The organism is Geodermatophilus sp. DSM 45219, assembly GCF_900104025.1.
Taxonomy (GTDB): Bacteria; Actinomycetota; Actinomycetes; order Mycobacteriales; family Geodermatophilaceae; genus Geodermatophilus.
Map to the genome: position 1 here is coordinate 769,856 of NZ_FNIQ01000003.1, position 11,661 is coordinate 781,516.

The 11,661-nt window shown below is 75.0% G+C and carries 14 protein-coding genes; 5 read left to right on the top strand and 9 right to left on the bottom strand.

All coding sequences use genetic code 11. From position 1 onward, the window contains the following. Position 1 precedes the first annotated feature (1 nt). From BLR12_RS12695 to BLR12_RS12725, 7 genes are all read right to left on the bottom strand, one after another. On the bottom strand, positions 2 to 424 hold the full coding sequence (locus tag BLR12_RS12695; protein ID WP_091378252.1) for a cupin domain-containing protein: 423 nt from the start codon (positions 422 to 424) through the stop codon (positions 2 to 4). Beyond that, entirely contained in the window at positions 421 to 921 is a 501-nt protein-coding gene (locus BLR12_RS12700; protein WP_091378254.1) for an SRPBCC family protein, read from the bottom strand. Before BLR12_RS12700 ends, BLR12_RS12695 begins: the two co-directional genes overlap by 4 nt. Before the next feature lie 128 nt (positions 922 to 1,049). Further along, positions 1,050 to 1,310 carry an acyl carrier protein gene (locus BLR12_RS12705; protein ID WP_143018763.1) on the bottom strand — a complete coding sequence of 87 codons (261 nt, stop codon included), beginning with the start codon at positions 1,308 to 1,310 and terminating at the stop codon, positions 1,050 to 1,052. After that, positions 1,274 to 2,797, bottom strand: a complete 1,524-nt coding sequence (locus BLR12_RS12710; protein ID WP_255363461.1) for an acetyl-CoA carboxylase biotin carboxylase subunit — start codon at positions 2,795 to 2,797, stop codon at positions 1,274 to 1,276. The genes BLR12_RS12705 and BLR12_RS12710 overlap by 37 nt, the downstream gene beginning before the upstream one ends. Next, entirely contained in the window at positions 2,794 to 3,276 is a 483-nt protein-coding gene (gene accB / locus BLR12_RS12715) for an acetyl-CoA carboxylase biotin carboxyl carrier protein (RefSeq protein ID WP_091378612.1), read from the bottom strand. The genes BLR12_RS12710 and accB overlap by 4 nt, the downstream gene beginning before the upstream one ends. Positions 3,277 to 3,305: 29 nt before the next feature. Continuing rightward, positions 3,306 to 5,018, bottom strand: coding sequence for an acetyl-CoA carboxylase carboxyl transferase subunit alpha (accA, locus tag BLR12_RS12720; protein ID WP_176832481.1), 1,713 nt, complete (start codon positions 5,016 to 5,018; stop codon positions 3,306 to 3,308). A 28-nt stretch (positions 5,019 to 5,046) separates the two neighbouring features. After that, positions 5,047 to 5,373 carry a TcmI family type II polyketide cyclase gene (locus tag BLR12_RS12725; protein WP_091378259.1) on the bottom strand — a complete coding sequence of 109 codons (327 nt, stop codon included), beginning with the start codon at positions 5,371 to 5,373 and terminating at the stop codon, positions 5,047 to 5,049. A 363-nt stretch (positions 5,374 to 5,736) separates the two neighbouring features. Here BLR12_RS12725 and BLR12_RS12730 point away from each other — a divergent pair, with 363 nt between their 5' ends. The 3 genes from BLR12_RS12730 (at position 5,737) to BLR12_RS12740 (ending at position 8,803) form a co-directional block, all read left to right on the top strand. Beyond that, positions 5,737 to 6,450 carry a LuxR C-terminal-related transcriptional regulator gene (locus BLR12_RS12730; RefSeq protein ID WP_091378262.1) on the top strand — a complete coding sequence of 238 codons (714 nt, stop codon included), beginning with the start codon at positions 5,737 to 5,739 and terminating at the stop codon, positions 6,448 to 6,450. A gap of 297 nt (positions 6,451 to 6,747) precedes the next feature. Further along, positions 6,748 to 7,392, top strand: a complete 645-nt coding sequence (locus tag BLR12_RS12735) for a response regulator transcription factor (RefSeq protein WP_255363462.1) — start codon at positions 6,748 to 6,750, stop codon at positions 7,390 to 7,392. A gap of 334 nt (positions 7,393 to 7,726) precedes the next feature. After that, positions 7,727 to 8,803: an alkene reductase gene (locus BLR12_RS12740; RefSeq protein WP_091378267.1), complete on the top strand. Its 1,077-nt coding sequence runs from the start codon at positions 7,727 to 7,729 to the stop codon at positions 8,801 to 8,803. A 119-nt stretch (positions 8,804 to 8,922) separates the two neighbouring features. Here BLR12_RS12740 and BLR12_RS12745 read toward each other — a convergent pair whose 3' ends face one another. Further along, positions 8,923 to 9,354: a MarR family winged helix-turn-helix transcriptional regulator gene (locus BLR12_RS12745; RefSeq protein ID WP_091378270.1), complete on the bottom strand. Its 432-nt coding sequence runs from the start codon at positions 9,352 to 9,354 to the stop codon at positions 8,923 to 8,925. Positions 9,355 to 9,448: 94 nt separating this feature from the next. Here BLR12_RS12745 and BLR12_RS12750 point away from each other — a divergent pair, with 94 nt between their 5' ends. Together BLR12_RS12750 and BLR12_RS12755 are read left to right on the top strand one after the other, a co-directional pair. Then, positions 9,449 to 9,874: a DUF6069 family protein gene (locus tag BLR12_RS12750; protein WP_091378274.1), complete on the top strand. Its 426-nt coding sequence runs from the start codon at positions 9,449 to 9,451 to the stop codon at positions 9,872 to 9,874. Beyond that, positions 9,871 to 10,242, top strand: a complete 372-nt coding sequence (locus BLR12_RS12755; RefSeq protein WP_091378277.1) for a PPOX class F420-dependent oxidoreductase — start codon at positions 9,871 to 9,873, stop codon at positions 10,240 to 10,242. Before BLR12_RS12750 ends, BLR12_RS12755 begins: the two co-directional genes overlap by 4 nt. A gap of 6 nt (positions 10,243 to 10,248) precedes the next feature. On the opposite strand, the gene BLR12_RS12760 is transcribed toward BLR12_RS12755, so the two are convergent. Next, positions 10,249 to 11,439 (bottom strand): sensor domain-containing phosphodiesterase, encoded by a 1,191-nt coding sequence (locus BLR12_RS12760; protein ID WP_091378279.1) that lies wholly within the window; start codon positions 11,437 to 11,439, stop codon positions 10,249 to 10,251. Between the last annotated feature and the right edge of the window lie 222 nt (positions 11,440 to 11,661).

The window sequence follows — 11,661 nt, forward strand, 5'->3', positions numbered from 1 at the left end:
CTCACTGCTGGGCCGGCGCGGGCTCGGTGTCGACGTGGCCCAGCTCCGGCCGCGGGGCCAGCGGGCCGCAGAGGAAGACGAAGAACGCCGTCGTCTCGGAGTCGTTGACGATGCGGTGCCTGACGCCGATCGGGATGTGGACGGCGGACTCGGCGGTCAGCCGGCGCTCCTCGCCGTCCAGGGTGACCAGGACGTCGCCGCTCTGGCAGTAGAGGTACTCCTCCGAGTACGGGTGCCAGTGCTCGGTGACGACCTCGCCGGGCTCGAGGGTGAGGGTGCCCATGAAGCCGGCGGTGGCGCCGACGCTCGCCGGCGAGAGCAGGACGCGGATGTCCCCGCCGCGCCGGCGGTTGGGGGGCGTGTCCGCCCGGTGGACGGTGGGCCCGCAGCGCACCGCCGTCGGGGCGTGCTGGATGGTCGTCACGGCGTCGGCTCCCCACCGCGGGGCGCGGCGGCCTCCACCTTGTCCTTGATGATGGCCATCTGGACCTTGCTGTTGTCATCGATCCGCCGGGTCATGCCCTCGGTGTCGATCGGGGCCTCCGGGCGCATCCGGAAGTCCTGCACCCACCGCATCCGGGTGCCGGACCCCTCGGGGGCGTAGCTCCACCGGATGTCCATGAACTCGAAGGGCCCGGGCTCCACCCGGCGGGCGCGCACCTCGCGGGCCGCCTCGTCGAGCTCGCGCTCGGAGACCCAGCTCCACACCCGGCCGCTCTCGTCGGGGTGCATCTTGAGCCGGAACCGGAACCACGTGTCGGTGGAGGCGAGGATCTCCACCTCGCTGTACTCGGTGAACAGGTCCGGCCAGGACGGCAGGTCGTTGGTCATCGCCCAGACGTGGTCGATCGGGGCGTCGATGTGGATCGAGTTGTCGGTGTGCCCGGCGGTGCGGGTACCGGGCCCGAGGGTGCTGCTCATCGGAAAGCTCCTCGTGATGTCGAAGCGATGTGTCGCGGTCCGGCCCCGTCCCGAGGCTCGCCGCGAGCCTGCGAGCGGTGAGGAGGACGGGGTCCTCTTACGAGGCGTGAGGAGGACGGGGTCCTCGTTCAGGCCATCCCGGCGGACCGCTGGTGGGCGTCGACCTGCTCGACGATCTCGCCGAGCGTGTAGCGGTCGGGGCTGTCGTCGGGCATCTCGGTGCCGAAGCGGTCCTGCAGCTCGGTCTGCATGGACAGGAAGGCCAGCGAGTCCAGGCCGATGTCGCAGAAGCGCGCCTCCGGGTCGGTCGTGTGCGACGTCGTCGGCAGGCCGGCCTTCTCGGAGAGCAGGGTCATGAGGTCGCTGAGAGTGAAGGTCGTGTCGGGCACGGTGTCGGTCCTTCCGGGAGGGGTGGAACGTCCGGCCGCGGGTCCGCGGCCGGGGTCTGGACGAGGGAGAGCGGCCCGCGGGCGGGCGCCGGGAGGCCGGGGGCCGGGTTGTCGGCCAGCGACCGGGCGCGGGCGAGGACCTCGGGCAGCTGCCGGTCGAGGAACTGCACGTCGTGCCGGTCGGCGGTGACGTCGGGGTCGCGGAGCAGGGCGCGGTGCAGGGCGACGGTGGTGTGCACGCCGGGGCCCTCGACCCGCAGCTCGGCCAGGGCGCGGTCCATCCGGCGGATCGCCTGTTCCCGGTCGGGGGCCCAGACGACCAGCTTGCCCAGCAGCGAGTCGTAGTCCGGGCTCACCGTGTCGCCCTGCCGGTAGCCGGTGTCGAACCGGGTCCACGGCCCGTCGGGGGCCTGCAGCACGTCCAGCCGGCCGGGTGCGGGGGCGAAGCCCCGGGTGGGGTCCTCGGCGTTGATCCGGCACTCGATGGCCGCACCGCGGGGGACGACGTCGGACTGCTCCAGGTGCAGCCGCCGGCCGGCCGCGACGAGGATCTGCTCGCGGACCAGGTCCACGCCGGTGAGCAGCTCGGTGACGGGGTGTTCCACCTGGATCCGGGCGTTCATCTCCATGAAGTAGGCCGACCCGGACCCGTCGACCAGGAACTCCATCGTCCCGGCGCCGGTGTAGCCGACCGACAGCGCGCCGTGGACCGCCAGCCGGCCGAGCTCGGTGCGCTGCGCGGGGGACAGGTGCGCGGCCGGACCCTCCTCGAGCAGCTTCTGGTGCCGCCGCTGCAGCGAGCAGTCCCGCTCGCCGAGGGAGACGCCGTTGCCGTGGGTGTCGCAGAGGACCTGCACCTCCACGTGCCGCGCCCGCGGCAGGTGGCGCTCCAGGTAGACGGCCGGGTCCCGGAACACCGCCCGCGCGGTGGCCCGGGTGCTGGTGAAGGCCTCGGCCAGGTCCGCCGGCTCGCGGACGACGGTCATCCCGCGCCCGCCGCCCCCGGCGGCCGCCTTGATGATCAGCGGGTAGCCGATCCGCGCGGCGACCTCGCGGGCCTCGTCGGCGGTGCCGACCGGCTCGACGACGCCGGGCAGCAGCGGCAGCCCGGCGTCGGCCATGAGCCGCCGCGCGGTGGCCTTGTTGCCCATCAGCTGCATGACCGCCGGCGGTGGGCCGACGAAGGTGAGCCCCTCCGCCGCGCAGATCTCGGCGAAGTCGGGGTCCTCGGAGAGGAACCCGTAGCCCGGGTGGACCGCGTCGGCGCCGGTGCGCAGGGCGGCCTCCACGATCGCGGCCACGTTGAGGTAGCTGCGCCGCGGCGCGGCGGGCCCGATGTGCACGGCCTCGTCGGCCAGGTCGACGACGGCGGAGTTCCGGTCGGACGTCGAGTAGACGGCGACCACCTCGATGCCCAGCTCGCGGCAGGCCCGGGCGACCCGGACGGCGATCTCGCCGCGGTTGGCGACGAGCATGCGGCCGATCACCGGGCCCGCCCCGTCGGCCGCAGCCGCATGAGCACCTGGTCGTACTCGACCGACTCGGCGTCGGCGACGAGGAGCTCGGCGACCACCCCCGCCTCGTCGGCGACGATCGGGTTCATCAGCTTCATCGCCTCGACGATCCCGACGGTCTGGCCCGGCTCGACCTCGTCGCCGACGTGCACGAACGGGTCGGCACCGGGGGACGGCGCCGCGTAGAAGGTGCCGACCAGGGGGGACCGGACGGCGCCCGCCGGCTCCGCCGCCTCGGCGGTCCCCGGCACCGGGGCCAGGGGCACGGCGGACCCGGGTGCCGCGGTGTCGGCGGCCCACTCCACCTCGATGGTGCGGTCGCCGCTGCGCACGGTGATCCGGCGCAGCCCACCGGGCAGGTCGCGGGCCAGGGCGACGACCTCGGCCCGCAGGTCCCGGGCGGCCTCGTCCGGCTCCGTCGCGGACCCGGAGGTCTGTGCTGTGGCGCTCATGCGCGGGGACAGCTCGCTGGCGGACACGGTCACCCCTCCACCGGCTGCAGCGGGCGGCCGTCGTCGCTGCCGATGCGATCGAGCCGCCGGGAGCGGGTGTCCAGCAGGGTCGCGGCGTCCAGGCGGCAGACGTCGTCCAGCTCGCGGACGAGCGCCTGGCGCAGCAGGCGGGCGGCCGCGGCGGGGTCGGTGTGCGCGCCGCCCGGCGGTTCGGGCACCACCGAGGTGGCGATCCCCGAGGCCCGCAGGTGGGCCGCGCCCAGCCGCATCGCGCGGGCGGCCGTCGGTGCGGCCAGCGCCGTCCGCCACAGGATGGCCGCGCAGCCCTCCGGGCTGATGACCGACAGGTAGGCGTTCTGCAGCACCAGCAGCCGGTCGGAGGTGCACAGCGCGAGCGCGCCGCCGCTGCCGCCCTCGCCGGTGACGACGGCGACCACCGGGACCCGCAGCCGGCTGCTGCGCATGATCGTCTCGGCGATGGCGTGCGACTGGCCGCGCTCCTCGGCCTCCGGTCCCGGATGCGCCCCGGGGGTGTCGACCAGCGTGACCACCGGGAACCCGAAGGCCTCGGCGTGGTCGAGCAGCCGGAGCACCTTGCGGTAGCCCTCCGGGTGCGGCATCCCGAAGTTGCGGGCCACCCGGTCGCGGACCGAGTGGCCCTTCTCGTGGCCGATGGCGACGACGGTGCGCCCGCCGATCGAGGCGATCCCGCCCACCACGGCGGCGTCGTCGGCGAAGGCCCGGTCGCCGTGCAGCTCGACGAAGTCGTCGAACGCGGTGCGCAGGTAGTCCAGGGTCGTCGGCCGGTCCACGACCCGCGCCCGCTGGACGACGTCCCACGGGTCGGCGTCCTCCTCGACCGCCGGCAGCTCGACGTCGCCGTCGTCCTCCGGCAGCTCGTCGGCCCGGACGCCGGCGCCGTGCAGGGCCAGCAGGCGGACCAGCAGCGGCCGCAGGTCGGCCCGGGTCTCCACCCGGTCGACCAGGCCGTGCGCGAGGAGGAACTCGGCGGTCTGGAAGTCGGCGGGCAGCTCGGCCCGGATGGTCTCCTGCACCACGCGCGGGCCGGCGAAGCCGACGTGCGCGCCGCGCTCGCCGACCAGCACCGAGGCGAGGGTGGCGAAGGAGGCCGAGACGCCCCCGTAGGTGGGGTCGGTCAGCACGGCGACGCTGAGCAGCCCGGCCTCGCGGAGCCGGCCGAACGCCTCGCTGACGCGGGCCATCTGGAACAGCGAGAAGACGCCCTCCTGCATGCGCGCCCCGCCGCTGGCGCAGACGGTGACCAGGGGGAGGCCGCGATCGAGCGCCAGCTCCGCGGCCCCGCTCACCCGGCGACCGACCTCGACGCCCATGCTGCCGCCGAGGAAGGCGAAGTCCATGACCGCGACGACGGTCTCGGCCCCGCCGATCCGGGCGATGCCGACCACGACGGCCTCGGACTCGCCGGACCGGCGTGCCGCGTCGGCGAGCCGGTCGGGGTACTCGCGCAGGTCGGTGAAGGTCAGCGGGTCCGGCGCGCCCGGCTGGAACGCGACCTCGCTGAAGCTGCCCGGGTCGGTCAGCAGGACGATGCGGGCCCGGGCGCTGAGCCGCAGGTGGTGGTCGCACTCGGGGCAGACGTGCAGGTTGCGGTCCAGCCGCTTGCGGTAGAGCAGCCACCCGCAGTCGGGGCAGCAGACCCAGCCGGCCTGCTCGAGGGCGCCGGGGGCGGGGGGTGCCGCGGTCGGCGAGGAACGTGTCATGCCGGTCTCCCAGTCGCTCGGGACGGTCTCACTCGGGGGACGACGTCCAGTGGTAGAAGCGCCGGGCCATCGCGTCCTGCGGCGACCGCCAGCCGGGGTCGTAGGCCTCGATGTAGGGCCTCAGGTCCTCGCTCACGGCGCGGAAGGCCGGCAGGGTCTGGGCGACGCGCATCGCGTCGGCCGCCGGCCGGTCGAAGTCGATGAGGTGCACGTAGATGCCGTGGAACTGGTACAGCGAGCGGGCCCGCACGCCGATCTCGTGGGGCATCGAGGTGGCGTCGTACTTGCCGAAGACGGCGGCCACGTCGTCCGCGTCGGTCGGGGCCATCTTCGCGATGATCATCGTCTGGTGCACGGGGTCTCCCAGCGTCGCTGCGGCCCGGGGGAGGGGCTCGGGATGCGACGACGCTAGGTCGGCGTCGGGCCATTCGGCATCGGCCGCAGGGAGGGGCCGCGGGCGCGTCCCGGGGGGTGTGCCGGCTGCCCGACCGGGGGAGCGGGGACGCCGTCGCCACCTCCTCCCCGAGGCGCGGCAACCCTCCCCTGCCGGTGGAGGCCACCCCAGCCTGGAGGGGGAGCCGCCCTACCCGGGTATGAACTCGCCGGGTGTTCTGCGTCTGGCCCGCGCAAGGGTGTGGCGACCGGCACGGCCGGGGCCTAGCTTCCGGATCGACTGGGTGTCGCCCCACGGGGGCCGGACGGGAGCGGAGCTGACGCCATGGCCGGACTGGACGAGGCCGTCCTCGTGTCCGAGGCCTCCGGTGTCGACCCGCCGGTCCGGGTGGTGATCTGCGACGACCACGAGGTGCTCCGGCACGGCCTGCGCGCGGTCCTGCGCCGCATCCCCGGCGTCGTCGTCGTGGCCGAGGCGAGCTGCGGCGGGGAGGTGCTGTCGCTGGCCGCCGCCGTCCACCCGGACGTGGTGCTGGTCGGCCTCGAGGGCGAGGGGCCGGACCTGCGGGACCTGGTGCGCGAGCTGACCCGGACCGGCATCCGGGTGCTGCTGCTCGGCGAGGCCGGGGACGGCAGCGACCTGGTCGAGGTGCTGCGGGCGGGGGCCAGCGGTTACGTGCACAGCACCGTCAGCTCGCAGCGGCTGGTCGACTGCGTGCGCGCGGTGGCACGCGGGGAGACCGTCCTCGACGCGGGCGTCACCGGGGAGCTGCTGCACCGGCTGGAGGAGGACACCGGGGATCCGGCCGACGACGGGCGGCGTGGTCCGCTGACCGCCCGCCAGCAGACGGTGGCCGAGCTCGTGGCGCAGGGCCTGACCAACGCCGAGATCGCCGACCGGCTCCAGGTCAGCCGCGCCACCGTCAAGGGCCACGTCACGGTGGCCCTGCGCCGGCTGGGGCTGCGGGACCGGACCCAGTTGGCGATCCACGTGCACCGGAACCCGCACCCCGGAGGGACGGGTCCGTCCCGGGAGTGAGCGCGTCGTTGCGGCGTGTCGGAGGAACCTGGGAGGAAGCTGGACGCGACCTGCGCATGTCACGTTAGAGTCACTACAGTCCCGGAGGAGACGGGCTAGTGTCGCAACTGCCGGCTTGTCTGGTGGCGGCCTGAACGGGCCGGACACAGGGGGAACCACATGGACCAGGACGAGTCCGTCACGAGGTCGTGCGCGGCGCAGCCGCCGGGCCCCGCCGCGGTGGCGCCCGTGCCCGCGCAACGGTGCGGGGGTCCGGGTGAGCCCCACGCCGTCCGGCCGCCGACGACGCTGGTGTGCGTGCTGTTGTGCGAGGACTGCGAGGTCTTCCGCGTCGGGCTCCGGGTGGTGCTCGAGGCCCAGCCGGACATGGCGGTCGTCGCCGAGACCTCCCACCTGCCCGAGGCGCTGGAGGCGACCGGCGACGGGGGGACCGTGGTCGTCGTCGTCCGGCAGGGCCTGGTCGCCGGGGACGCGCTGCCGCTGCTGCGCGCCCTGTGCCGGCGCAACACCGCGGTGCTGGTGCTCGCCGAGCCGGGGCCCGGGTCCGAGCCGGAGCTCGTGGAGATCCTGCGGGCCGGCGTCCGGGGGTACCTGCCCCGGCGGTCGGGGGCGCAGCGGCTGGTCGACGGCGTCCGGGCGCTGTCGCGGCACGAGGCCGCGCTGGACTCCGTGGCCACCGGCCACCTGGTGCGCCACCTGACGGCCGGGCCGCAGTCGCGGCCGGTGCCGGTGCGGCGTGCGCTCGACCGGCTGACCGACCGGCAGCGCGAGGTCGCCGAGCTGGTGGCGCAGGGGCTGAGCAACGAGGAGATCGCCCGCCGGCTGTTCCTCAGCCTGGCGACGGTGAAGAGCCACCTGACCGCGTCGATGCGGCGGCTCGACGTCCGCTCCCGGACCGAGCTGGCCATCCTCGTCACCCGGGAGGGCCTGCCGGCGGCGTGAGCCGGTGCGGTGCCGGTCCTGGTGGTACCGGTCCCGCGCCGGGCCGCCGCGGCACGGTGCCCCTCCTGGGTCCCTGGTGCTGCGGCACGAGCAAGCCCGGCGATCCCCGCACCCTCGCGCTGTTGCCTCCGCCCACGCGCTGCTGCAACGGCGCGGGTGGGGGGGCAACAGCGCGAGAGTGGTCGGTCCTGGGGTTCGGTGGGGGTCGGTCGCCTGCAGGACGGTGCCGTCGCCGGTGTTCCGGGGAGGGCGGCGGCCGGCTCCGGCGTGACTGTGAGCCTCGTGACGGTGGCGGACCGGAATGGGGCACCCCCGTCCCGGCGTCACACTCCCCGTGGACCTGTTCTCTCCTGTGACCCTGGGCGACATCGAGCTCGCCAACCGCGTCGTCATGGCCCCGCTCACCCGCATGCGCTCCGGCGCCTCCGGCGTCCCCGGGGACCTCGTCGTCGAGCACTACCGGCAGCGTGCGGGCCTCGGCATGATCATCACCGAGGGCACCTACCCGAACCACGAGGGCCAGGCCTTCGTCGGCCAGCCGGGCATCGTCACCGACGAGCAGGTCGAGGGCTGGCGCCGCGTGGCCGACGCCGTGCACGCCCGCGGCGGCAAGATCGTCCTGCAGGTCATGCACGGCGGCCGGGTGACCCACCCCGACGTCAACGGCGGCCGCCGCGTCGTCGCCCCGAGCGCGATCGCCATCGACGGCGCGGGGCACACCGAGAAGGGCAAGCAGCCCTACCCGGTGCCGCACGCGCTGACCGTCGACGAGGCCCGCCAGACTCTGCAGGACTTCGTCTCCGCTTCCAAGCGCGCCATCGACGCCGGCCTGGACGGCGTGGAGATCCACGGCGCCAACGGCTACCTGCTGCACGAGTTCCTCTCCCCGGCGTCCAACCAGCGGACCGACGAGTACGGCGGCACCCCGGCGAACCGGGCGCGCTTCGTCGTGCAGGTCGTGCGGGCGGTGGCCGCGGCGGTCGGCGCCGGCAAGGTCGGCCTGCGGATCTCGCCGGAGCACGACATCCAGGACGCCTACGAGACCGACCGGGACGACGTCCGCGCCACCTACGGCGCACTGGTCGACCAGCTGCGCCCGCTGGGCCTGGCCTACCTGTCGGTGCTGCACGCCGAGCCGGCCGGCGACCTGGTGCAGGAGCTGCGCGAGCGCTTCGGCGGGCACCTGGTCGCCAACAGCGGCTTCGGCTCGATCACCACGCGGGACGAGGCGGTGCGGCTGATCGAGGCCGCGCACGCCGACGCCGTCGCCGTGGGCCGGGCCGCCATCGCCAACCCCGACCTGGTCGAGCGGTGGGCCGGCGAGCACCCGGAGAACGAGCCCAAGGCGCACCTGTTCTACGCGCCGGGCGCCGAGGGCTACACCGACTACCCGACGCTCAAGGCCGGCTGACCCGCCGGGCCCGAGGTGCCTTTTGCGCGCGAGAGGCGGTCCGCTCCCGGGCGCAGACACGCTGAGGGCCCTCTCGATCCGATCGAGAGGGCCCTCAGCGCGTGTTCGTCCCGCCGGGCTCAGCCGCGCGGGTCGAGACCCGTGGCCATCTCGTGGAGCGCGGTGGTGAGCCGGTCGGGGTCGGTGGAGAGCCCTGCGACGGTGCGCTCGGCCAGCTCGCACCAGGCGGCCTCCAGGGCGGGCATGAGCGACCGACCCCGGTCCGACAGCTCCACGATGGTCACCCGCCCGTCGGTGGCGGACGGGCGGCGGACGACGAGGCCGGCGCTCTCCAGCTTGCGCACGCTGCCGGTGATCGTCGGGGGCTCGCAGCCACTGGCACCCGCCAGCTGGACCTGGGTGCGTGGGCCGTGCGCGTGCAGCTCGAGCAGCAGCACCTCCTGCCCGGGGTGCAGTCCGAGCGGCGCCAGGACCTGTGCGGCGGTGGCGCGGTGACGCATCGCGAGCGCACGGACGGCGTCGTTGACCCGTCTCGCCCGGGCGAAGTCCATGCCGCTCCCCTCTTGCCGGCCAGATGCTTATGCGCCTAACCTTCCGAACCATCTCGTTAGGCGGCTAACGAATCTACCGGAGCAGGTGCGTCCCATGACCAGGTCAGCGACCGTCCCCACCCTGCGTTCCCGCGGCCGTGTCGTCGTCCCCCCGGCAGCCCTGGCGGTCGCGGCCGCGGCCGGCGCCGCGGTCCTCGCCTGGGCCGTCGCCGTCCCGCTGCTCGGGGTGGACCTGCGGGTCGGGACGGAGGGCGCCCCCCGGACGGTCGGGATCGGCTCCGTCGTCGCGGCGGCCGCGGTGGCCGGCCTGCTCGGGTGGGCGCTGCTCGCGATCCTGGTGCGGTCGGTCCCACGGGCCGGGACGGTGTGGCGCGCCGCCGCGGTGGTCGTGCTGCTCCTGTCGCTCGGCGGGCCGGTCGCGATGGGGGTGGGGACGGCGTCGGTCGTCGTCCTGCTGGCCCTGCACGCCGTCGTGGCCGCGGTGCTGGTCGCCCTGCTCCCGCGGGCGGTGCGGCGGTGACCGCGCCGGTGGCCACCGCCCGCTTCAGCGAGGCGGAGCTGGCGTACCTGCTGGGGGAGCGGCGGCTCGGTCGGCTCGCGACCGCGGACGCGTCCGGGCAGCCGCACGTCGTCCCGGTGGGGTGGAGCTACAACGCCGAGCTGGGGACGATCGACGTCAGCGGGCGCCGGTTCGCCGCGACGCGCAAGTACCGCAACGCGCGGGCCAACCCGCGGGCGGCCTTCGTGGTGGACGACGTCCTGCCACCGTGGCATCCCCGCTGCGTCACCGTGCAGGGAGTGGCGGAGACCGTCGAGGCACCGGCCCCCGGGGAGGCGCTCCTCCGGATCCACCCCCGGTCGATCGTCTCCTGGGGGCTGGAGGCCTGAGGAGGTTCAGGCGGGGGCCAGGACCGTGCCGGCGTCGGCCAGGACGTCGACCGGCGCGGGCCGGCCGAAGAGCCAGCCCTGGCCGCCGTCCACCCCGAGGGACTGCAGGACCGCGTGCTCGGCCGCCGTCTCCACGCCCTCGGCGACGACGCGGACGTCGAAGCTGTGCGCGAAGCCGACCAGCGACTGCGCGAGCCTGGCGAGCATCGGGTCGGCGTCGATCCCGCTGACGATGCTGCGGTCCATCTTGATGACGTCCGGGTTGGCCGTGACGATGTGCCGCAGGCTGGAGAAGCCGGCGCCGACGTCGTCGATGGCCAGCCGGACGCCGAGCCGGCGCAGCGGGGCGAGCGCGGCCTCCAGGGCCGGGTAGTCGTGCACCTGGTCGTGCTCGGAGAGCTCCAGGACGACGCGCTCGAGCGGGAGGCCGGCCAGCAGCTCGCCGCACTCCGGCGTCAGCAGGGTCTGCGGGGAGACGTTGAGCGACACATAGCCGTCGACGCGGTCGAGCAGTGCCGCGCCGCGGGCCAGGGCGAGCAGCTCCAGGCGGTGCCCCTCGCCGATGCCGTCGGCCTCGTCGAAGACGACGTCGGGCGTGCGCTGCCACTGCGCGGGGAAGCGGCTGAGCGCCTCCGCGCCGATCCGGGCGCCGCTGCAGAGGCTGACGATGGGCTGCAGGACGACGTCCGGCCCGCCGGCGGCCACGACCGGTGCGAGGCGGTCGCGGATCTCGGCGTCGCGCTGCTCCAGCCGCACCTGCGGCTCGATGACCAGGGCCGCGGCGTCGGCGAGCACCTCCATCAGCGCCAGGTCGCGCGGTGACACGGCGGGGTCGGTGACCAGGCCGTAGGCGCAGAACGTGCCGTAGACGGTGCCGTCGCTGAGGACGACGGGGACGCTGACGTGCCCGCGGATCTGCGGCAGGTCGGCCGGGAGCAGGGCCACGGCCTCGGGGACGTCGCGGGCGTCGGGCATGACCCGGGGGAGCCGGCCCTCGATGACGGCGAGGCAGAAGCCGCTGTCGCGTGGGCCGGCGTAGCCGTCCCGGGGGGAGGGCAGGTCGGTGTCGACGACCTGCATCGTCCGGGTGTTCGCGTCGACGCGGCTGAGGAAGGCCACGCTGAGGTCGAGCTTGCGGCGCGCCGTGCGCAGCAGCCGGGCGACCTGCTCCTCGGCCTCCGAGCGTTCCCGTTCCATGCGACCTCCAGCGGACGTCCGTGTCCTCGTGATCGGCACCATAGGCGGGAGTCGGTACCGCTCCGGACGAAACCGCCCGTTCCTCACCCGCAGGGGGTGGCCGGCCACCTGGCAGGCCGACTCGCCGGAGGCATGCAGGCGTGGGACGTTCCCGGCGGCCACCTGCACATCTCGGCGCTCGTCCACCCGAGGACCTCGCGGTGCTCACCAGCCCGGAGTCCG

What these genes read in the sequence shown, in the direction of transcription:
- BLR12_RS12700 (WP_091378254.1), bottom strand. Translation starts at nt 921, where the DNA reads ATGAGCAGCACCCTCGGGCCCGGTACCCGCACCGCCGGGCACACCGAC.
- accB (WP_091378612.1), bottom strand. Translation starts at nt 3,276, where the DNA reads ATGAGCGCCACAGCACAGACCTCCGGGTCCGCGACGGAGCCGGACGAG.
- accA (WP_176832481.1), bottom strand. Translation starts at nt 5,018, where the DNA reads ATGACACGTTCCTCGCCGACCGCGGCACCCCCCGCCCCCGGCGCCCTC.
- BLR12_RS12730 (WP_091378262.1), top strand. Translation starts at nt 5,737, where the DNA reads ATGGCCGGACTGGACGAGGCCGTCCTCGTGTCCGAGGCCTCCGGTGTC.
- BLR12_RS12745 (WP_091378270.1), bottom strand. Translation starts at nt 9,354, where the DNA reads ATGGACTTCGCCCGGGCGAGACGGGTCAACGACGCCGTCCGTGCGCTC.
- BLR12_RS12750 (WP_091378274.1), top strand. Translation starts at nt 9,449, where the DNA reads ATGACCAGGTCAGCGACCGTCCCCACCCTGCGTTCCCGCGGCCGTGTC.
- BLR12_RS12760 (WP_091378279.1), bottom strand. Translation starts at nt 11,439, where the DNA reads ATGGAACGGGAACGCTCGGAGGCCGAGGAGCAGGTCGCCCGGCTGCTG.